General features: G+C 39.5%; 20 protein-coding genes and 1 tRNA gene. All 21 read left to right on the top strand.

From position 1 onward, the window contains the following. Window positions 1–77: 77 nt before the first annotated feature. The 21 genes from BALCAV_RS15845 to lysS all read left to right on the top strand — a co-directional run bounded on the left by BALCAV_RS15845 (window position 78) and on the right by lysS (window position 21,526). Window positions 78–154: transfer RNA gene (locus tag BALCAV_RS15845), tRNA-Met, on the top strand. Between the two features lie 441 nt (window positions 155–595). Then, window positions 596–3,091, top strand: a complete 2,496-nt coding sequence (gene spoIIE / locus BALCAV_RS15840) for a stage II sporulation protein E (RefSeq protein WP_003321859.1) — start codon at window positions 596–598, stop codon at window positions 3,089–3,091. Window positions 3,092–3,234: 143 nt separating this feature from the next. Further along, a complete protein-coding gene (locus BALCAV_RS15835) occupies window positions 3,235–3,972 on the top strand; it encodes a VWA domain-containing protein (RefSeq protein WP_003321858.1) in 738 nt (245 codons plus the stop codon). Continuing rightward, on the top strand, window positions 3,938–4,924 hold the full coding sequence (locus BALCAV_RS15830; RefSeq protein WP_040324116.1) for a serine/threonine protein kinase: 987 nt from the start codon (window positions 3,938–3,940) through the stop codon (window positions 4,922–4,924). The genes BALCAV_RS15835 and BALCAV_RS15830 overlap by 35 nt, the downstream gene beginning before the upstream one ends. A 25-nt stretch (window positions 4,925–4,949) precedes the next feature. Further along, window positions 4,950–5,702 (top strand): threonine/serine exporter family protein, encoded by a 753-nt coding sequence (locus BALCAV_RS15825; protein WP_003321855.1) that lies wholly within the window; start codon window positions 4,950–4,952, stop codon window positions 5,700–5,702. 633 nt (window positions 5,703–6,335) lie between these two features. After that, on the top strand, window positions 6,336–6,785 hold the full coding sequence (locus BALCAV_RS15820) for a threonine/serine exporter family protein (RefSeq protein WP_003321854.1): 450 nt from the start codon (window positions 6,336–6,338) through the stop codon (window positions 6,783–6,785). After that, window positions 6,766–8,184 (top strand): tRNA lysidine(34) synthetase TilS, encoded by a 1,419-nt coding sequence (gene tilS, locus BALCAV_RS15815; RefSeq protein WP_003321853.1) that lies wholly within the window; start codon window positions 6,766–6,768, stop codon window positions 8,182–8,184. The genes BALCAV_RS15820 and tilS overlap by 20 nt, the downstream gene beginning before the upstream one ends. Before the next feature lie 21 nt (window positions 8,185–8,205). Further along, window positions 8,206–8,745 (top strand): hypoxanthine phosphoribosyltransferase, encoded by a 540-nt coding sequence (gene hpt / locus BALCAV_RS15810; protein WP_040324115.1) that lies wholly within the window; start codon window positions 8,206–8,208, stop codon window positions 8,743–8,745. Window positions 8,746–8,814: 69 nt separating this feature from the next. Continuing rightward, window positions 8,815–10,800, top strand: a complete 1,986-nt coding sequence (gene ftsH, locus BALCAV_RS15805) for an ATP-dependent zinc metalloprotease FtsH (RefSeq protein WP_003321851.1) — start codon at window positions 8,815–8,817, stop codon at window positions 10,798–10,800. Between the two features lie 123 nt (window positions 10,801–10,923). Continuing rightward, complete coding sequence (locus BALCAV_RS15800; protein WP_003321850.1) at window positions 10,924–11,691, top strand: type III pantothenate kinase; 768 nt, start codon at window positions 10,924–10,926, stop codon at window positions 11,689–11,691. Window positions 11,692–11,703: 12 nt separating this feature from the next. After that, window positions 11,704–12,585 (top strand): Hsp33 family molecular chaperone HslO, encoded by an 882-nt coding sequence (gene hslO, locus BALCAV_RS15795; protein WP_003321849.1) that lies wholly within the window; start codon window positions 11,704–11,706, stop codon window positions 12,583–12,585. A 200-nt stretch (window positions 12,586–12,785) separates the two neighbouring features. Beyond that, window positions 12,786–13,709, top strand: coding sequence for a cysteine synthase A (gene cysK / locus BALCAV_RS15790; protein WP_003321848.1), 924 nt, complete (start codon window positions 12,786–12,788; stop codon window positions 13,707–13,709). Between the two features lie 334 nt (window positions 13,710–14,043). Continuing rightward, window positions 14,044–15,477: an anthranilate synthase component I family protein gene (locus BALCAV_RS15785; protein ID WP_003321793.1), complete on the top strand. Its 1,434-nt coding sequence runs from the start codon at window positions 14,044–14,046 to the stop codon at window positions 15,475–15,477. Window positions 15,478–15,489: 12 nt separating this feature from the next. Then, a complete protein-coding gene (pabA, locus tag BALCAV_RS15780; RefSeq protein WP_003321792.1) occupies window positions 15,490–16,086 on the top strand; it encodes an aminodeoxychorismate/anthranilate synthase component II in 597 nt (198 codons plus the stop codon). After that, complete coding sequence (pabC, locus tag BALCAV_RS15775; RefSeq protein WP_003321791.1) at window positions 16,071–16,922, top strand: aminodeoxychorismate lyase; 852 nt, start codon at window positions 16,071–16,073, stop codon at window positions 16,920–16,922. Before pabA ends, pabC begins: the two co-directional genes overlap by 16 nt. Before the next feature lie 72 nt (window positions 16,923–16,994). Then, complete coding sequence (gene folP / locus BALCAV_RS15770; RefSeq protein ID WP_081939313.1) at window positions 16,995–17,771, top strand: dihydropteroate synthase; 777 nt, start codon at window positions 16,995–16,997, stop codon at window positions 17,769–17,771. Then, window positions 17,764–18,132, top strand: a complete 369-nt coding sequence (gene folB, locus BALCAV_RS15765) for a dihydroneopterin aldolase (RefSeq protein ID WP_003321789.1) — start codon at window positions 17,764–17,766, stop codon at window positions 18,130–18,132. The genes folP and folB overlap by 8 nt, the downstream gene beginning before the upstream one ends. Further along, complete coding sequence (gene folK, locus BALCAV_RS15760) at window positions 18,125–18,622, top strand: 2-amino-4-hydroxy-6-hydroxymethyldihydropteridine diphosphokinase (protein WP_003321788.1); 498 nt, start codon at window positions 18,125–18,127, stop codon at window positions 18,620–18,622. Before folB ends, folK begins: the two co-directional genes overlap by 8 nt. Beyond that, a complete protein-coding gene (locus BALCAV_RS15755; RefSeq protein ID WP_003321787.1) occupies window positions 18,604–18,810 on the top strand; it encodes a helix-turn-helix transcriptional regulator in 207 nt (68 codons plus the stop codon). The genes folK and BALCAV_RS15755 overlap by 19 nt, the downstream gene beginning before the upstream one ends. A gap of 16 nt (window positions 18,811–18,826) precedes the next feature. Beyond that, on the top strand, window positions 18,827–19,831 hold the full coding sequence (dusB, locus tag BALCAV_RS15750) for a tRNA dihydrouridine synthase DusB (RefSeq protein ID WP_003321786.1): 1,005 nt from the start codon (window positions 18,827–18,829) through the stop codon (window positions 19,829–19,831). A 195-nt stretch (window positions 19,832–20,026) separates the two neighbouring features. Continuing rightward, entirely contained in the window at window positions 20,027–21,526 is a 1,500-nt protein-coding gene (lysS, locus tag BALCAV_RS15745) for a lysine--tRNA ligase (RefSeq protein WP_003321785.1), read from the top strand. Window positions 21,527–22,248: the final 722 nt, after the last annotated feature.

Raw genomic sequence — 22,248 nt, 5'->3', positions numbered from 1 at the left:
CAATCTTAAAAATACTATTGACTTCCTTCTGTAAACGATGTATATTAATACTTGTCGCAAATGACATTAATCAATATGGCGGTGTAGCTCAGCTGGCTAGAGCGTACGGTTCATACCCGTGAGGTCGGGGGTTCGATCCCCTCCGCCGCTACCAAATATAACAAGTACACTTCATCATAATAGTGATGAGGTTTTTTTGTGTCCAAATTGATCTATTAGAGAATGGTTGACTCTAAGTAAATGAAACTTTGAACCATTTAGCTAATCTTTACTCTTCTTTCGACAAAGCGAGCTTCCCTCTTAGCCCCTTAGATTTAGTCAAAAACCCTTTGTTTACCTCCATTATCAAAAAATCAACCGTTCATTTTAAGATTATTCATATTTTCTCTCCACAGCATTCATCAGTAAACGTATAAATCCATCAATAAATTTTCTGATTTATTTGACATTTATGTGTTGTCTTGTGAATTAAGATGAAAACAAGCCGAAAAGAGTCGAACACTTTTTTGATTCGACGTTGTCATTTTGACAAAAAATGAGAGTTTCATCTGTTTATAATAAAACCACATTTCAAAAAGGATGGTGGTTCGTAATGATGAAACGAATGACAAAAGGTTGGTTAGCATTAAATAAGAGTTCGCTCGTCTATGATAGAGTGGCAAATGGAATGGGAATCGTAGCCGAGAAAACAGAAAATCTCATTCATAAACTATTTTACCAGTGGGGACTGTTAGTGGTAATAGTCGGTTTTTTATTAGGACGAGCCATGATTTTATCCGAACTAACACCTTTTGTGCTCCCTTTTTTAGCAGCGGTTTTTATGATAAAGCGGGAACGGGCGGGGGTGGCATCTATCTCATTACTAGCAGGGGCCCTCCTCAGTTATCATGGTGAATTTATATTCGTCCTCTGTGCAATAATCGGGTACATCCTCATTCAGAAACTAGTCACGAAATTTTTTGATGACCCAGTGAAACTCCTTCCTTATACCGTGTTTGTGACTAGTATCTCGACAAGATTACTGCTTGTCTTTATCATAGATGGTTCGATTACAAACTATGCCCTCATGATGGCTACAGTAGAAGCAGGCTTAAGTTTTATTCTCACAATGATTTTTATGCAAAGTGTACCGCTTGTTACTTCTAAAAAGCTTCAACATCCGTTGCGTAACGAAGAGATTATATGTCTCATTATTCTTTTAGCATCTGTTATGACAGGGACGGTTGGCTGGTCCTTTTATGAGATGTCGGTTGAGCATGTATTAGCTCGTTATCTAGTCTTGATCTTTGCCTTTATTGGGGGGGCGGCCATTGGGTCAACTGTAGGGGTCGTGACAGGACTGATCTTAAGTTTGGCTAGTGTTGCTAGCTTGTACCAAATGAGTTTGCTTGCCTTTGCAGGTTTACTCGGTGGTTTATTAAAAGAAGGGAAAAAGGTAGGTGTTGCCCTTGGTTTATTAGTAGGAACTCTCTTAATAGGAATGTATGGTGACGGGGCGGCTAATATAACCGTTACGTTATTAGAGTCTTTAGTGGCCATTCTCATCTTTATGATGACGCCAAAAGAAATGATCTCTAAATTAGCCCGCTATATTCCTGGTACAACTGAATATTCAAAAGAACAGCAGCAGTATCTGAGGAAAATTAGAGACGTGACTGCTGGGAAAGTCGAACAGTTTTCGACCCTTTTTCAAACATTATCACAAAGCTTTCAGACTGGTGCCAATGTTGATCCTTCATTAGAGGATGAAGAACGTCAATTTGATTATTTCCTTAGTCAAGTTACTGAAAAGACGTGTCAAACATGCTTTAAAAAAGAGCGTTGTTGGGTGCAGAATTTTTCTAAAACGTATGATTCGATGCAAAATTTGATGCTTGAAACAGAGAAAAATGGTCATGTCAAAGACAAGGTGTTACAAGCTGAGTGGAAAAAATATTGCATTCGTCCTGAAAAGGTGATCGACACGATTAAGCAGGAACATAGCTCTTATATGGTTAATCAGAAGCTTAGGAAGCAGGTGATGGAAAGTCAAAAACTCGTAGCGGATCAACTGTTGGGTGTATCACGAGTGATGGGTGATTTTGCAAAAGAAATTCAAAAGGAGAAGCAAGCGTTTCATAATCAAGAGGAAAGCATTTTAGAAGCGTTACGAAGTGTAGGTTTAGAAGTAGGGCATGTGGATGTATATAGCTTAGAGAAGGGAGCTGTTGAAATTGAAATGAGTGTCGCTTTTGACGAAGGGCATGGTCAATATGAAAAGGTGATTGCCCCGATGTTATCGGATTTATTATCAGAAACGTTAATGGTGAATAGTGAAGAAAGGGCGGTATATCCGAATGGCTATAGCCATGTAACGTTTGTGTCAGCAAGGAGGTTTGTTGTCGAGACTGGTGTTTCTCATGTAGCAAAAGGAGGTGCTTGGATATCGGGTGATAGTTATTCGACGATTGATTTAGGCTCTGGAAAGCATGCGATTGCGATCAGTGACGGGATGGGCAATGGGGAGCGTGCTCATTTTGAAAGCAATGAAACATTACAGCTCCTTCAGAAAATCTTACAATCTGGAATTGAAGAGACAGTGGCCATTAAATCTGTGAATTCGGTTTTATCAATTCGAAATAACGATGAAATGTTTTCAACTTTGGATTTAGCGATGATTGATTTACATGATGCGCATGCAAAATTTTTAAAAATCGGTTCAATACCAAGTTTTATTAAGCGAGGTTCACAAGTGATTAAAATTGAAGCGAGTAACTTACCAATGGGCATTATCCAGGAATTTGACGTAGAAGTTGTTTCGGAGCAGCTGAAGCCTGGGGATTTATTAATTATGATGAGCGATGGGATTTTTGAAGCTCCTAAACATGTTGAAAATAAGGATGCGTGGATGAAGAGGCTTATTAATGAATTGACAACACAGGATCCTCAAGAGGTGGCAGATGTCATTTTAGAAAAAGTGATTCGTTCTGGAAGGGGGGCGATAGAGGATGATATGACAATCGTTGTCTCGGAAATAAAGAGCAATACACCAAAATGGGCTTCTATTCCTATTTATAAACAAACGAGAACGATGAGGAAGAAAGCTCAGTAAAACTGCTTACTTAATTTAAATAAGGTAAAGGTGGTGGTTTGTTTCATTGCTTTATTACAAGTCAAAATGGTCAGCATAAGGTATATTTCCTTTACTAGTGGTTAAGGATGGTAACAACGATCCACTAGGGAGGGAAAAACGAGATGTCAAAGGGCACATTAAGACAAATATTATTACTAACGGATGGTCATTCAAATGATGGGGAAGATCCAGTGGCTATAGCGGCACTTGCACGAGAACAAGGCATTACGGTTAATGTTATTGGGATTGTCGACAATAATTATTTAAACGAGCAAGGGATGCAGGAAATAGAGGCCATCTCAGACGCAGGTGGTGGCGTTAGTCAAATCGTTTATGCTAAGCAGTTAGCAAAGACTGTTCAAATGGTTACGAGAAAAGCAATGACACAAACACTCCATGGAGTAATCAACAAAGAGTTAAGTCAAATATTAGGGAAATCACAAGAGATGGAAGACTTACCTCCTGAAAAAAGGGGCGAAGTGATGGAGGTAGTTGATGAACTTGGAGAAACGATTAATCTTGAGGTTTTAATTCTCGTAGATACGAGTGCTAGTATGCGAGATAAACTTCCAATGGTACAAGAAGCGTTAACTGATTTATCAATTAGTTTAACGTCAAGAATGGGAGAAAATCAATTTTCTCTTTATTCATTTCCTGGGAAACGAAAAGAAATTGATCGTCTAATGGATTGGACGCCGCGGCTCGGTTCTTTAACGGGTATTTTTCACAAATTATCATCTGGTGGGATTACACCGACTGGACCAGCATTAAAAGAAGCGATGAGTCATTTTAGAAAAGGGCGTTCAAGAAGGAGTTTGATGGAGAGTGAAGAGCAACTCTTTGAAGAACCGGGCAGCTAATTTACCATCAGGCTACACTCTTGTCGGCAAATGGCATTCAAATCCATATATAATTAGACGGAAGTTAGGATCCGGTGCGACAGGTACTGTATATTTGGCCGAGGATGGGTTGTCGCAAATGGTTGCCCTCAAAATTGCCGTTGATAATATGGCGATTACATCGGAAGTGAATGTGTTAAAGCATTTTTCAAAAGTCGAGGGCAAAAAGCTCGGTCCAAAATTATTAGATGTTGATGACATGATGACTACAGATGGTACGTTGCCTTTTTATGTGATGGAATACTTAAAAGGGGATTCTATTATCCAATATTTAAATGGAAAAGGAGCTGAATGGCTAGGTTTATTTGTTGTTCAGCTTTTAGGTGATCTAGAAGATTTACACGTGGAAGGCTGGGTTTTTGGTGATTTAAAACCAGATAATTTAATGATTGTCGGACCACCACCTCGTGTACGCTGGATTGATGTCGGTGGAACAACGCTACTTGGGCGCTCGATTAAAGAGTATACAGAGTTTTATGATCGTGGTTATTGGGGACTCGGTACGAGAAAAGCAGAGCCAAGCTATGATTTATTTGCCGTTGCAATGATTATGATCAATTGTGATTATTCGAGTCGTTTTGATAAAGGTACGGGTGGAAATCTTGAACTATTAGAAAAGCGAATTAATCAAAAGGAAAGGCTACAACTGTTTAAACCGATATTGCGGAAGGCGTTAACAGGAAAGTATCAACGAGCAAGTGAGATGAAACAGGAAGTGGTTGAGCTTCTAGCAGCACCTAATAAAGGGAAGAGAATGACACCTAAAAAAAAGGTGAAAACGCTTAAACCCCAACAGGTGAAAAGGAAAAAAAGAAGAAAATCAAAAGGTTCCTCTTATATCGTTGAAATCTTTTTAATCATCTCTTTAATTATTTTAGTTTATATCCTATACTTATTTGGACAAACGATGTAAAGAGTAGGATGGAGGGACCCTTTACATGAAAGCAGATCGGATGATGGATATATGCTTGTTGGCCGGAGAGATTATGCTCACATACGGAGCAGAAACATATCGAGTTGAGGAAACATTAGAAAGGATGGCCAAAGCTTGCCATTTTAAAAATGTTCATTGTTTTGTTATGACGACCGGTATTTTCTTATCTTTTGAAGAAGAAGGTAAAGATGATGTGATGCAAATGGTTCGGGTCGATGATAGGCTGCAGGACTTAAATAAAATTTCGTTGGTGAATCAAGTTTCCAGGGAGCTTGTAGCCGGAGAGATTAATGGGGAGGAAGCGTGGAAGCAGCTTCAGAAAATTGCGAAGAGCTCGATTAGCTATCCTCCATATTTAATTCATATTGCTTCGGGTGTCGCTGGCGGCACTTTTTCCTATTTATTTGGAGGGAATGTCTACGATACATTACCAGCTTTTGTTGCTGGTTTTACGGCGAGCTGGAGCTTGCTTTTATTACAGGAGTTTTTTCAGGTTCGCTTCTTTGCTGAATTTATGGCGGCCTTTCTCGGTGGAGTAGTCGCTATTGTTCTTGTGATTGTAGGAATCGGAGAAAATGTAGACCAAGTGATCATCGGTACCTTAATGCCACTTGTTCCAGGGATTCCATTGACGAATGCAGTTCGTGATCTCATGTCAGGAGACCTAATCGCAGGCCTATCGCGCGGCGCAGAGACATTTATAACAGCTTTATCGATCGCCACGGGCATCGCCCTTGCAATTGCTTTGTTGGTCTAGCTGCGGTCAGCAGGAACTCGGGAAAAAACGCCCATCCTTAGGAAGTCAAAAAGCGACTTCCACGGATGTTCTTATTTTTCCTCGTGCCTAAACGCTGCCCTTTGCATTTCGTGTCTAGCTGCGGTCAGCAGGAACTCGGGAAAAATCGTCCATCCTTAGGAAGTCAAAAAAGCGACTTCCACGGATGTTCTTATTTTTCCTCGTGCCTAAACGCTGCCCTTTGCATTTCGTGTCTAGCTGCGGTTAGCAGGAACTCGGGAAAAATACGTCCATCCTTAGGAAGTCAAAAAAGCGACTTCCACGGATGTTCTTATTTTTCCTCGTGCCTAAACGCTGCCCTGCGCATTTCGTGTCTAGCTGCGGGCGTTAGAAGTTCGAGAAAAAATCGGTCTGTCTATAAAGTCAAAAAAGCGACTTTTTAGCCAGCCCTGTATTTTTCCTCACTTCTGAGCAAACGCCCTGCGCATTTCGTGTCTAGCTGCGGGCGTTAGAAGTTCGAGAAAAATCGGTCTGTCTATAAAGTCAAAAAGCGACTTTTTAGCCAGCCCTGTATTTTTTCTCACTTCTGAGCAAACGCCCTGCGCATTTCGTGTCTAGCTGCGGTCAGCAGGAACTTGGGAAAGGAGTGGGGGAATGATTGTTGAAGTAATTGTTTGCTATTTTGCCACAGTGGCATTTGGGGTTATTTTTAATGGTCCGCTCCGAATTATATGGATTGGTGGAGTCATTGGTGCGATGTCGTGGTTTATTTATTCCACTTTGCCAACTTTAGGAATCTCCTTCGTATTTGCCACCGCGGTCGCCGCATTGATGGCAGCAACCTGCTCGCATTTACTAGCTAAATGGTTTCGGGTTCCTGTTACCATGTTTAGTATCCAAGGGATTATTCCCCTTGTTCCAGGGAGCAAGGCTTATTATACGATGCTTTCCTTTTTAGATGGGGATTACATAGAAGGGATTCAAATTGGCATAGATACGATGCTTCAAGCTGGGGCAATTGCTGCTGGTTTAGTATTTGCTTTAGCGGTCTTTTCATTTGGCAAAGGAGGAATTGGTCAGCGTTATGAAGCAAAGCGTTCATGATTTTGTAGAAAAGAATCAACTTTTTACCCATATTGATCAAGTCATTGTCGCGACTTCGGGTGGTCCAGATTCGATGGCCTTGCTGCATTATTTATGGGGAAGACAAACTCTTTTTGCAATTAAAGTAAGAGCTGTCCATGCCCATCATCAGTTAAGGGGAGACGAAGCCGATTGCGATGAACAAGTAGTCTCTGAATTTTGTCAGGAAAAAGGAATTCCTTTTGAGACGAAAAGGTTAGAAGTGACTCGCTATGCAAAAGCCGAGGGGGTAGCAACACAACTTGCAGCCAGACATTTACGATATCAATGGTTACAAGAGTTTGTTACGGCAGAGAATATAGCGATAGTGACAGCCCATCATGCGGACGATCAAATTGAAACGATTTTAATGAAGCAAATTCGTGGCTATACCCCATTACAGTCACCTGGAATTAAAAAGAAGCGACCGTTTGGAAATGGATATCTTATCCGTCCTTTTTTAGGAATAACAAAGGAGGAAATTGAGAACTATTGTAAAGAGGAGCAGATTCCTTTTCGAGTGGATTCTAGTAATTATTCGTCAAAATATACACGTAATCGTTATCGAAAAGAAATTCTCCCATTTATAAAATCTGAAAATTCTCAAGCTCATGTTCAGATTCAAAGGCAAAGTGACTGGTCAGAAGATGATCATCAATATTTACAAGACCTTGCAAAGGATGCTTTTCATACAGTTGTAAGTAAAAAAGAAGAAGGTTTTGTAACGATTTCACAAGAACGTTTTCAAGTCTTACGCATCCCTTTACAAAGAAGAGTGATTCATCTAATATTAAGTTATCTTTATGGGAAAAACTCACCATTTATATCCTCTATACATATTGAGCAAATAATTGAATTGTTCAATTCTAAAGAACCTTCAAAGCAAATTGACGTAGGACAAGGTTTAGTTGTTTATCGAGACTATCTGGTGTGTCATTTTTCAAGGAAAGATACATATCATGTTGAGGCAGGCTCTTATCACAATCTCGAGGTACCTGGAAATGTACATACACAATTAGGCGATATTTTTGCTTATGAGTTACGAGAAGGGGAGCAAGATGTTGCTCGGAATAAGTACTACTTACAACTTCCGGCGAATATTCCAACCCCATTTTGTATTCGTACACGGCGACCTGGTGATTGGATTGAAGCTAAAGGGATGACTGGAACAAAGAAGCTGAATCGATTGTTTATTGATCGAAAAATTAGTCAATCATTACGAGACAGATGGCCGATTGTTTTAGATGCACGTGGTCAAATTATTTGGGTCCCACTTTTGATGAAAAGTCGAGTAGCTGATCTTGATAGTGAAGGAACGAAAAAAATCGGATTAATGTATAAACCAACGGATGAAATATTATCTCTGTTCGGTCGTAATTAACGGGAGGGTCATAAGAAATTGATGAAAGACGAGATTAAAGAGATTTTAATAACGGAAGAAGAGATTCAAAAAAGGGTTAAAGAATTAGGTCAAGCTATTACCGAGGAATATCAGGATAAGTTTCCTTTAATGATTGGTGTTTTAAAAGGTGCTATGCCGTTTATGGCCGATTTATCGAAACGAATCGATACTCATCTTGAAATGGACTTTATGGACGTATCAAGCTATGGAAAAGGAACAGTTTCTACAGGTGAAGTAAAAATAATTAAGGATTTAGATGCTTCTGTAGAAGGAAGAGATATTTTGATTGTAGAAGATATTATCGATAGTGGTTTAACTTTAAGTTATTTGATTAAACTATTTCTTTATCGGAAGGCAAAGTCTGTTAAGGTTGTGACTTTATTGGATAAACCAGAAGGTCGTAAGGTTGATTTAGTACCTGATATTACAGGATTTACAGTTCCGGATGCGTTTGTTGTTGGTTATGGACTAGATTATGCTGAACGTTATCGTAACCTCCCTTACATTGGCGTCTTAAAACCTGAAATTTACGAGAGTTAATATTTGTGAATGAAATAACAAATGTGATACGATAAACGAAGCTTTATTGCACGCGGGAGGAGGTCAAACATGAATCGAATTTTTCGTAATACGATCTTCTATTTACTCATTTTCCTAGTCATTATTGGGATAGTCGGGTTATTTAGTGGTGATCAAACAAAAACGGAACCTATTTCGTTCGATGAATTTACAAACCATTTAGAACAAGGGAATGTGACATCTCTTACAGCTAAACCAGAAAGACAGGTTTTATTAATTACTGGACAACTTGCTGGTGCTGATGAAGATGCATTTTTCCAAACATACGCATTGCCGACCGAGCAAAATGCGGAGCTATTAACGAGTGCCCCAGATTATGAGGTGCAACCGGCTGACGAAACAAGCGGTTGGGTGACATTCTTTACGGGGATTATTCCATTTATTATTATCTTTATTCTGTTTTTCTTCTTACTTAGCCAAGCTCAAGGTGGCGGTAGCCGAGTGATGAACTTTGGTAAGAGTAAGGCGAAGATGGTAAATGATGATAAGAAAAAGGCAAAATTTAAAGACGTAGCTGGAGCTGATGAAGAAAAAGCAGAGCTGGTTGAGGTCGTAGAATTCTTAAAAGACCCAAGAAAGTTTTCAGCAATCGGGGCTCGTATTCCTAAAGGGGTTCTTTTAGTTGGTCCTCCAGGTACAGGTAAAACATTGTTAGCTCGTGCAGTCGCAGGAGAAGCTGGTGTGCCATTCTTCTCTATCAGTGGCTCGGACTTTGTTGAAATGTTTGTCGGTGTCGGAGCGTCGCGTGTACGTGACTTATTCGAAAATGCGAAAAAGAACGCACCATGTATTATCTTTATTGATGAGATTGATGCGGTAGGTAGACAACGTGGAGCTGGTCTTGGTGGTGGTCACGATGAGCGTGAACAAACATTAAACCAATTACTCGTTGAAATGGATGGATTTAGTGCAAACGAAGGAATTATCATTATTGCGGCAACAAACCGTGCTGATATTCTTGACCCGGCGTTATTACGTCCAGGTCGATTCGATAGACAAATCCAAGTTAACCGTCCAGATGTACGTGGGCGTGAAGATGTTTTAAAGGTTCATGCTCGTAATAAACCTTTAAATGATGATGTTAACTTAAAAACGATTGCGAATCGTACACCAGGTTTTTCAGGTGCTGATTTAGAAAACCTTTTAAACGAAGCTGCACTAGTTGCTGCTCGTGATGATCAAAAGAAAATTAGTATGATTCATATTGAAGAGGCGATTGACCGTGTCATTGCTGGTCCTGCTAAGAAGAGTCGAGTAATCTCTAAAAAAGAGAAAAACATCGTCGCTTGGCATGAAGCTGGTCATACTGTTGTCGGTGTTAAGTTAGAAAATGCCGATATGGTCCATAAGGTAACGATTGTTCCTCGTGGTATGGCTGGCGGTTATGCGGTCATGTTACCAAAAGAAGACCGTTATTTTATGACAAAACCTGAGTTACTTGATAAAATCATTGGTTTACTTGGTGGTCGTGTCGCTGAGGAAGTTCAATTTGGTGAAGTGAGTACAGGGGCTCATAACGATTTTCAACGAGCAACAGCAATTGCCCGTAAAATGGTGACTGAGTACGGTATGAGTGAAAAGCTAGGACCATTACAATTTGTTTCTGGTTCAGGTGGTCAAGTATTCTTAGGCCGTGACATTCAAAATGAACAAAGCTATAGTGATAAAATTGCATACGAAATTGATCTAGAAGTACAGCGTATTATTAAAGAATGCTATGCACGTTGTAAAGAGATCTTAACTGAGAACAAAGCAAGTTTAGACTTAGTGGCTGAAACCTTATTAGAACTTGAAACGCTTGATGCGGAGCAAATCCAGTCATTGATTAATGAAGGAAAGCTTCCGGAAAACCATCATTCCAATACAGTTCTTGAGTCAGCTGATGATGAAGATTCTGCAGCAAAAGATAATGAGTCAGATGTAAAAGTGAATATTCACTCGAAAAAAGAAGAGTCAGAAGAGAGCGTTGAAAACGACGAAAAACGATCTTCTGATGATCCAAAAAAAGGTGAATAATCGATAAGCAAAGAGAGGGTGTCAAATTCGACAACCTCTCTTTTTTCATTCATAATAGGAAAAGGAAATGTGATGACCCACGGTTTTTTTAACATTATTTTATAAAAATGCGGTGATACGTAAATGATTTTAGTAATGGATATCGGGAATTCTAATATCGGCCTTGGAGTTTATCGGCAGGATAAGCTGGTTTTTAACTGGCGAATGGCCACAAATCGTCAAAAAACAGAGGATGAGTATGCGGTCACATTAAAGAGTTTATTTAATGAAGCGGAAATGACATTCCGTGATGTTGAAGGAATTATTATTGCTTCGGTTGTTCCACCGATTATGTATACGATGCAGCAAATGTGCAAAAAGTACTTTGCCCTTGAACCATTAATCATTGGACCTGGTATTAAGACGGGTTTAAATATAAAGTATGATAATCCAAAGGAAGTTGGGGCTGATCGAATTGTTAATGCGGTAGCGGCGATTGAAAAGTATGGATCTCCACTCATCATTGTCGACTTTGGTACGGCTACGACCTATTGTTTTATAAATGAGCATAACCAATATATAGGTGGAGCGATTGCACCAGGCATTTCAATTTCCACTGAGGCATTATTTAGTAAGGCGGCAAAATTACCGAGAATCGAAATATCAAAACCACCACATATATTAGGAAAAAACACTGTACATGCAATGCAGTCTGGGATTTTTTATGGATATGTCGGGCAAGTAGATGGGATTGTGAACCGAATAAAGGCTGAATCTGAGTCAGTGCCAAAAGTGATCGCAACGGGAGGCTTAGCAGAATTAATTTCGGAACAATCAGAGTCAATTGACATTGTTGACAAATATTTAACTTTAAGTGGTTTGCATAAGATATATAAGAAAAATACAAAGTAAGGAGTTATTAGTATGAGTGATTATTTAGTAAAAGCAACGGCATTTGAAGGAAAGGTTAGAGCATATAGTCTTGTCGCGACAGAAATGGTTAATATAGCTGTAACGAAACAAGATACGTGGCCAACAGCATCGGCTGCTTTAGGAAGAGCGATGATGGCTGGAACAATGATGGCAACGATGCTCAAGGGAGAGTCAAAGTTAACGGTTAAAATCGAAGGTGGAGGGCCGATTGGGGCGATTATTGTCGATAGTAATGCGAAAGGACAAACACGTGGTTATGTCACGAACCCTCATGTACATTTTGATCTAAATGACCATGGCAAACTTGATGTTGCTCGTGCGGTTGGTACAAACGGTTCGTTATCTGTCGTCAAAGACATTGGGATGAAGGAGCCTTTTACTGGAAGTGTCCCACTTGTGTCAGGGGAGCTTGGAGAAGATTTCACGTACTATTTTGTTTCATCAGAACAAACTCCATCTTCAGTCGGAGTGGGAGTGCTTGTAAATCCAGACCAAAGTGTGTTAGCAGCAGGTGGTTTTGTCATTCAATTAATGCCTGGTGCTGATGATGAGGTCATTACTGAAATTGAAAAACGCTTGAGTTCGATCCCACCCATTTCCAAATTAGTGGAACTTGGAATGCCACCAGAAGAAATCTTGTATTCACTATTAGGGGAAAATAACGTCAAAATATTAGAAACGATGCCAGTAGAATTTTCTTGTTCTTGTTCACACGAACGTATTGCTAATGCGATTATTAGTTTAGGGAAGCAAGAGATTCGTGATATGATTGATGTCGATGGTGGGGCTGAAACTTCCTGTCATTTCTGTAACGATGTGTATCAGTTTAGTAAAGAGGATTTAGAGGAGCTTTATCAAGAAGCCAATAAATAAGAGAATTTTTACAGGGTTGTCCGAGCATTTGTAAAGGGATGACCCTCTTTGTTATGGAAAAAGAGAAGGAGCACATTGTTATTTGAATTTAGAAAAAAATGGGCGAATAACGGGTAATTATTAATTGACTTATCAGAAATCGTTTGCTATCATTAAGGAAATAAAACCAATAAAATTACTTGGAATTAGGAGGCGTATTTATGAAAGTAGTTAATTCAGTAACAGAATTAATCGGGCAAACTCCATTAGTGAAACTAAATCGTCTTGTGTCAGACAAACATGCAGATGTTTATTTAAAATTAGAATTTATGAACCCAGGGAGCAGCGTTAAAGATCGTATCGGTTTAGCGATGATTGAAGCTGCGATTAAATCAGGGGACTTAAAAGAAGGAGATACAATCGTTGAGCCAACGAGTGGAAACACAGGTATTGGTTTAGCGATGGTGGCAGCAGCAAAAGGTCTAAAAGCTAAACTTGTGATGCCTGAAACAATGAGTTTAGAGCGTCGTAACTTACTTCGTGCATATGGTGCTGAGCTTGTCTTAACTCCTGGTCCAGAAGGAATGGGCGGAGCGATTCGTAAAGCGACCGAACTTGCAAAAGAAGAAGGCTACTTTATGCCACAACAATTTGAGAATGAAGCAAATCCAGCTATTCACCGTGAAACGACAGGAAAAGAGCTACTTGAACAAGTGGATGGGCAAATCGATGGTTTTGTATCAGGAATCGGTACAGGTGGTACAATTACAGGAGCAGGCGGTTATTTAAAAGAGCACTTCCCTAATTTAGTTATTGCAGCGGTAGAGCCAAAAGACTCTCCAGTTTTATCGGGTGGGAAACCAGGTCCACATAAAATCCAAGGAATTGGAGCAGGTTTTGTACCGAAAATTTTAGATACAGAAGTGTATGATGAAGTGATTCAAATTTCAACGGAAGAAGCATTTGATTATGCTCGTCGTGCCGCAAAAGAAGAAGGGATTTTAGGTGGAATTTCATCTGGAGCAGCGATTGGTGCCGCTCTTCAATTAGCGGAAAAGCTTGGACCAGGTAAAAAAGTGGTTGCCGTTATCCCATCAAATGGTGAGCGTTATTTAAGTACACCGTTATATAATTTTGAAGACTAATCTATATTAAAAGAGGGCTGTCCCAAAGTCATGAAAATGATCTTTTGGGGTTCAGTCTCTTTTTTTTGATGTAGATAAAGTGAGAGAGGCACGCATCCACAAACTGGCATGGAGTTGGACGGGCCTTTTGGTTTCTCCTCTCCTTTCCTGAAGACCTTGAAAAACGAGCTACTCGTTAAATTATAGTTACATTAATTAGCCGACTCCTCCTGCTGGAGTTGGCCTCCATTCCGTCTCTAACTTTACTTTTTGCAAAGCCTGTCAATCGACGAGTTTACTTTATGGCTTTCTATCATGTAAAATAGAGCAAAAGAAGAGGGCAGGAGTTGGTTCGGTGAATCAGAAATGGTCGACATCATCAACTTCTTTTCATATAGAAGAAAAGAATTGGTTTGAACGATATAAGCAATTAAGTAAAGACGAGCCACATCATGTTTTATTAGAAAGTGGACGTAATGGCACATATAGCATTATCGGGTTGCATCCTTTTGCTATTATAAGTGGTAAAGGAAATACGTTAACGATTGAACAAGATGGGAAAACAAGTACTAAACAAGGCGAGCTATTGCAATTAATGAAAGAAGAGCTTACGCCATATCAAACGGATTATGTCGAAGGGTTACCACCTTTTCAAGGGGGGGCAATCGGATATTTAAGCTATGACATTGTGCGCGAGTTTGAAAAGCTGCCTATAGAGGCTGAGGATGATTTGGGAATTCCTGAACTCTATTTTATGTTGTTCCATGAAGTTTTTGTGTATGAGCATCAAGCAGAAAAAATGTGGGTGGTTGTAACAGGTAAGGAGGAGGAGAAGGCAAAGTTACAAGAGCAAGTGGCCTTTTACGAACAGGAATGGCAGAAGCTTGGCTCGTTTCGTCCGTGGGTTATGACCGGTGACTTAACAAAGGATAGACCAGTAAGTTCATCGTTAAATGAAGAGAAATTTGCTGAAGCAGTAGAGAAAATTAAAGCGTACATTGCAGCGGGTGACGTATTCCAGGTGAATTTATCGGTGAGGCATGATCAAGAGATGGTCACAGAACCGATGCACGTATATAATGTACTTAGAGAAATTAATCCATCCCCATATATGTCTTATTTTCAAACGCCGAATTTTCAGTTTGTTAGTGCCTCTCCAGAGTTGCTTGTTAAAAAGCATTATCAGGAAATTAGCACAAGGCCGATTGCTGGAACTCGTTCTAGAGGAAAAGATGAGGAAGAGGATCAAAGATTAGTAAATGAATTATTGGCGAATGAAAAGGAAAGAGCCGAGCATGTGATGTTAGTCGATCTAGAACGGAATGACTTAGGGCGCGTTTCTGAATATGGGAGTGTGGAAGTGAATGAGCTTTTAGTGATCGAAAAGTATTCCCATGTGATGCATTTAGTTTCCAATGTTCGTGGGAAATTAAGAGAAGGCCATGACCTTTATGAAGTGATTAGAGCAACTTTTCCAGGCGGAACAATCACTGGTGCTCCTAAAATAAGAACGATGGAAATCATCGAAGAGCTTGAGCCAGTTCGCCGGGCGGTATATACGGGCTCGATCGGCTGGATTGGATTTAACGATGAAATGGAATTAAATATTACAATTCGAACAATTGTTTGTAAGGATAATAAAGCGTATATCCAAGCAGGTGCTGGAATTGTGATTGATTCTAACCCTGTCTTTGAATATAAAGAATCATTAAAGAAAGCAAAAGCATTATGGCGAGCGTTAGAGTTGAGTGAAGCTGAGTTAAGGCGAAAAAAAGTACAGATGAGCTGAGGAGGAAAAAAGATGATTTTAATGATTGATAACTACGATTCTTTTACGTACAATTTGGTACAGTATTTAGGAGAAATGGGTGAGGAGCTCGTAGTCAAACGGAATGACCAAATAACGTTAGCGGAGATTGAGGAACTTAAACCAGATTACTTAATGATTTCACCTGGTCCTTGTAGTCCGAATGAGGCAGGGATTAGTATGGAGGCGATTCGATATTTTGCGGGGCGTATTCCGATTTTTGGTGTGTGTTTAGGTCATCAATCGATTGCCCAAGTTTTTGGTGGCGATGTGATTAGAGCCGAGCGTTTAATGCACGGGAAGACATCCGAAGTGACTCATAACGGTAAAACAGTATTTGCAGGCATTCCAAGTCCGTTTGTTGCGACGCGTTATCATTCGCTAATTGTCAAAAAAGAAACCTTGCCTGATTGTTTTGAAGTGACAGCCGAAACGGCGGAAGGAGAGATCATGGCGATTCGCCATAGGGAGCTCGCTGTAGAGGGTGTTCAGTTTCACCCGGAGTCGATTATGACGAATGAAGGAAAACGATTATTAAAGAATTTCCTTGAAGCCTATCCAAAGGAGTCTCAATCATGTACATCTATTTAAATGACCAAATTATTGACTCAAAGGAAGCAAAGATTTCTGTGTTTGATCACGGTTATCTTTATGGGGTCGGATTATTTGAGACATTTGCCATCTATGATGGTCATCCATTTTTATTGGATGACCATTTTCTCCGTTTACAAGAAGGATTAAAGCAAATAGGCATTGACTGGTTTATGGAAAAGGAAGAGGCTGTTAGCATTCTGCAGCAATTATTAAAAGCCAATCGATTAAAAGATGCTTATGTGCGGTGGAATGTGTCAGCTGGTCCACAAGAGGTGGGGCTTTTTGCAGGGGTATATAAGGAGCCGACTTTAACGGTACTGATCAAACCTTTGCCAGCCAAAAGAACAATACCCAAAAAAGTTGAGATTTTAGCACTGAGAAGAAATACACCTGAGGGAAGAGTTCGTTTGAAGTCGCACCATTATTTAAATAATCTTTTGGCGAAAAGAGAAATGGTTCATAATAGTCCAGATGTTGAAGGAGTTTTTCTAACGGAAGAAGGTTATGTGGCTGAAGGGCTAGTGTCGAATCTTTTTTGGGTGAAGAATGGTCAAGTCTATACACCGTCTGTTGCGACAGGCATATTAAACGGGGTAACGCGGCAATTTGTGATAACATTGTTAAGAAAAGCAAACCTTAAGGTAGAAGAAGGACTTTATCAGTTACATGAACTAGAAGCAGCAGATGAAATCTTTATGACGAATTCTATTCAGGAACTTGTACCATTGATTTTAGAGGATAACCAAATAGATGACTCCCGTGTGTTTGAGTTGCTCGATCGGGAATACCAATTAAGCAAACAAAAGAAGCTGTGGAGTCGTTATAAGCTTTAAGGAGTGTGTAGACTTTTGGATACTTTATTAAAAAGGAATCGTTCGTTATTAGCTGAAGACCGAACATATGTGATGGGGATATTAAATGCGACACCAGATTCTTTTTCCGATGGTGGTAAATACAATGGGATTGAACGAGCGGTTGCAAGAGCAAAACAACTGGTCTTAGATGGGGCAGATATATTAGACATCGGTGGTGAATCGACACGACCTGGTTTTGAATATGTCGAGATTGAAGAGGAGATTAAGCGTGTCGTTCCTGTTATCAAAGCCGTAGCTACTGAAGTGGATGTGCCTATTTCGATTGATACTTATAAACCAGAAGTAGCCAAGGCGGCATTAGAAGCAGGAGCATCCGTTATTAATGATATATGGGGAGCAAAAAAAGACCCAAAAATGGCTGAGTTAGCGGTCCAATATAATGTTCCGATTATTCTTATGCATAACCGGGAAGAAGGTATATATCAGGATCTTATTTTAGATATGAGAAAAGATTTACAGGAAAGTATTGATATTTGTTTACGAGCGGGTGTACCAAAAGAACATATCATTCTTGATCCAGGCATTGGCTTTGCTAAGACATATGAGGAGAACTTAAAGACGATGCGTCACCTTAGCGAGTTCGTAGCGATGGGCTATCCTGTCTTATTAGGAACATCTAAAAAGTCACTCATAGCCCAAACCTTAAACTTACCTGTAGATGAAAGAACGGAAGGGACAGGAGCGACTGTCTGTTACGGGGTGGCACAAGGTTGTCAAATTGTAAGAGTACATGATGTCAAAGAAATGACAAGAATGACAAAAATGATGGATGCAATGCTTGCAAAAGGAGATGCTCGAATTGGATAAAATCTATTTAAATGAGTTATCGTTTTATGGATACCATGGAGTCTTTAAAGAAGAGCAAGTGCTCGGACAACGATTTCAAGTTGATCTAATTTTAGAATTAGATTTAAAAAAAGCAGGCGAAGCAGATGACTTAGAACTATCAATTAATTATGCGGATGCTTACAACATAGTAAAAGAAGTTGTTGAGGGAAAACCATATAAGTTGGTAGAAGCAGTCGCTGAAAAAATAGCTCAATCTTTATTGGCAGATTTTTCGCACCTTCACTCTTGTACGGTGAAAGTAATCAAACCAGATCCGCCGATTCCTGGGCACTATAAGTCAGTCGCCATTGAAATTAAGAGGGAGCGTAAAAATGGATAATAAAGTTTTGCTTGCTCTTGGTTCTAATATTGGCAATAGACAAGAGTATCTAAAGCAGGCTCTTGCTTTACTTCAGGAGCACACGCATATTCAGCTGAACAATCAATCACCCATTTATGAAACAGAGCCAGTCGGTTATGTCGATCAACAACCATTTTTGAATATGGTCGTAGAAATTGCGACGAGTTTAGAACCTTTGAAATTATTGGAAGTAACTCAATCGATAGAATTAGAGTGCGGACGCAAGCGTGATGTGAGGTGGGGCCCCCGAACATTGGATCTTGACATTCTACTCTATGATGAAGAGAATATGGAAGTGGAGAACTTGTCAATTCCTCACCCGAGAATGTTAGAACGGGCATTTGTTATGATACCATTATCTGATTTGCAACCTGATCGTCTTATATGTAATCAACAAAAAACGGTAGGAGAGATTGCTCAATCTTTACCTGATAAAGAGGGTGTTAAGCGTTGGATTCCGAACTTTTAGGAAGAAAAATACGAGCCTTTCGTAAGTTGAAGGGGTATACACAAAAAAGCTTCGCAAAAGAATTAGGTATATCTGTCTCTGTTCTTGGTGAAATTGAAAGAGGAAACCGTGTTCCAGATGATTATCTGATAGAACGTATTGTTGTGACGTTAAATATAACAGAAGAAGATATTAAGAGTGATTCATGATGGGGGTGAATCGATAATGTTAAAAATCGGCGATATTGAAATGAAAAACCAAGTTGTACTAGCTCCAATGGCGGGTGTTTGTAATCCGGCCTTTCGTCTGATTGCTAAGGAGTTTGGTGCTGGACTAGTATGTGCGGAAATGGTTAGTGATAAAGCAATTTTGCATAAAAATGCGAGATCGTTAAGTATGTTATATGTAGACGAGCGTGAAAAACCATTAAGTTTACAAATTTTTGGCGGCGAAAAAGAAACATTAGTAGAGGCGGCAAAATTTGTAGATGAAAATACAAATGCCGATATTATCGATATTAATATGGGCTGTCCTGTACCTAAAATTACAAAATGTGATGCAGGGGCAAGGTGGTTACTTGATCCAAATAAAATCTATGAGATGGTTGCGGCAACTGTTGATGCGGTTAAAAAGCCTGTAACTGTTAAAATGAGAATTGGTTGGGATGAGGACCACGTTTTTGCGGTTGAAAATGCTCGTGCAGTTGAACGTGCAGGAGGGAGTGCGGTTGCTGTTCATGGCCGTACCCGTGTGCAAATGTACGAAGGAGTAGCGGATTGGAATATTATTAAAGAAGTAAAGGATGCGGTTAATATTCCTGTCATTGGTAATGGGGATGTAAAAACACCACAAGATGCCCGTCGTATGCTTGATGAAGTTGGAGTTGATGGGGTAATGATTGGTCGTGCGGCACTCGGGAATCCTTGGATGTTATACCGTACGATTCAGTATTTGGAACATGGAGTATTGCACCCTGAGCCAGAAGCACGTGAGAAAATCGATGTTTGTATGTTGCACCTAGATCGTCTGATTGATTTAAAAGGTGAGCCAGTAGCGGTTCGAGAAATGAGAAAACATGCAGCGTGGTATTTAAAAGGGCTTAAAGGAAGCGGAAAAGTCCGGGATGAAATCAATCAATTTGAAACAAGAGATCATGTAGCCGAGACGCTATATGCTTTTGTTGAAGAGGTTGAAGAACGAATCGTCGAACAAGAAACAAGTGTTGTTTGACTTTTTCTGTAGACTTCACTATAATCCGTGTGAGATCATTAGACTGCTGGTATCGACTAGCAGTCTTTCTACATAGCAGTGGCAAATGCTATTGAATATATAGAAGGTGTATAACTTTTTTCATATTGAGCAATAGTGTTTTTAATAAAGTATTTTATCAGTAAGTATGTGAGTTAAAAGAGGAGATGAAGAGTCGTGAGTCAAGAATTGGAATTAAACGATCAATTGAAAGTACGTAGAGAGAAATTAAGACAATTTGAAGAGCAAGGACTTGAACCGTTTGGTGGAAAGTTTGAGCGTACACATACAGCCGTTGAAATGGCTAATCAATTCTCAGAAAAAACAAAAGAAGAGCTAGAAGAAAAATCGCATGAAGTTATCTTAGCTGGTCGTGTGATGACTAAGCGAGGAAAAGGCAAAGCAGGGTTTGCTCATATTCAAGATTTAACGGGTCAAATTCAAATTTATGTACGAAAAGATGCAATTGGTGAAGAGCAGTATGCGATCTTTAATACGATTGATATTGGTGATATTGTTGGGATTAAAGGGGTTGCTTTTAAAACTAAAGTAGGTGAGCTTTCAATTAAAGTGACCAACTTTGAGTTATTATCTAAATCATTACGTCCGTTACCAGATAAATTCCACGGTTTAAAGGATGTTGAACAACGTTACCGTCAACGTTATGTAGATTTAATTGTAAACCCTGATGTACGTGAGACGTTTATTTTAAGAAGTAAAATTTTACAATCTATGCGCCGTTATCTAGATGGACTAGGTTTCTTAGAGGTTGAGACACCAACGATGCACTCCATTGCAGGTGGAGCGTCTGCTCGCCCGTTTATTACTCATCATAATGCATTAGATATGCAGCTTTATATGCGTATCGCGATTGAGCTACATTTAAAACGTTTAATTGTAGGTGGGTTGGAAAAGGTGTATGAGATTGGTCGCGTCTTCCGTAATGAAGGTGTATCAACTCGTCATAACCCTGAATTTACGATGATTGAGCTTTACGAAGCTTATGCAGATTATAAAGACATTATGAGATTAACGGAAAATGTAATTGCCCATATTGCTGAAGAAGTTCTTGGAACAACAACGGTAACTTATGGTGAATATCAAATTGACTTAAAACCAGAATGGAAAAGAGTCCATATGGTTGATGCGGTTAAGGAAGCATCTGGTGTTGATTTCTGGCAAGAAATGAGCGATGAGGAAGCTAGAGCATTAGCGAAAGAACATGGGGTACATGTAAAAGAGACGATGACTTATGGTCATGTTATTAATGAATTCTTTGAACATTTTGTTGAGGAGAATTTAATTGAACCAACTTTTATTTATGGACAGCCAGTCGAGATTTCTCCATTAGCTAAGAAAAATCCTGAAGATCCACGTTTTACAGATCGTTTTGAGTTGTTTATCGTGGGACGCGAGCATGCGAATGCCTTTACAGAGTTAAATGACCCAATTGATCAAAGGCAACGTTTTGAGCAACAATTAGTGGAACGTGAACAAGGTGATGATGAAGCTCATATGATGGATGAAGACTTTATCGAAGCGCTAGAGTATGGTATGCCTCCAACGGGTGGATTAGGGATCGGTATCGACCGACTCGTTATGCTGTTAACCAACTCACCATCGATTCGAGACGTTCTTTTATTCCCACAAATGCGCGGAAAAGACGTGACGGAATAAAATTAATACAAATGAAAACGGACTGTCCCATAAAGTCATGAGAATGACCTTATGCGGGCAGTCTTTTTGTATTCTCTAATGAGAAGGACGGGAGAGTCCACAGTGAATAGAGAGTAGATTCCCAATTCATTTGCGGAGTGGAGTTAAGTTAATTAATGCAACCATATTATAACGAGTAGACCGTTTTTTTAGTGGCTTTAGGATAGGATGAAATTCATTGATGCCACCTGTTCGTAAAGTGCTCGTCTTGCCTCTTAGCTTTAGGGGATAGAAAGAGGGCTTTTTTCTAGAAGACCTATTTATGTTTTTCTGGGGCAGCTACTATTAAATGTTTAGATAGACGCAAGACGGTGAATGAATGATAGTAAAGAGTTTCATGGATAATAGGAGCTATAAAAGGAAATTATAATTTTTATGGGAAAAGAGCTAGTCTTAAGGGATAAAAAGGGTTAATATAGATAACACGGATTTCTGATGTTGAGTACAATTTATCACAAGAGGGTTTCCGATCGAATATTACGTTTTGAATAAAATTACGTTGTGGTAAAACTTTTTTTGATTTTTATTTAAAAAGGTATTGATCCTATCTAATAATGATGGTATATTATTTCTTGTCGCTAAAACGAAAACAACTTAGCTAGAAAATAAAAATAAAAAAGTTGTTGACGTGAGTGATTGAAAAATGTTAAGATAATCAAGTCGCAATTAAAGCGAAACAAGTT

The sequence above is a fragment of the Alkalihalobacillus alcalophilus ATCC 27647 = CGMCC 1.3604 genome, from assembly GCF_000292245.2.
GTDB lineage: Bacteria > Bacillota > Bacilli > Bacillales > Bacillaceae_D > Alkalihalobacillus > Alkalihalobacillus alcalophilus.
This window is presented reverse-complemented; position numbering and strand designations above follow the sequence as displayed.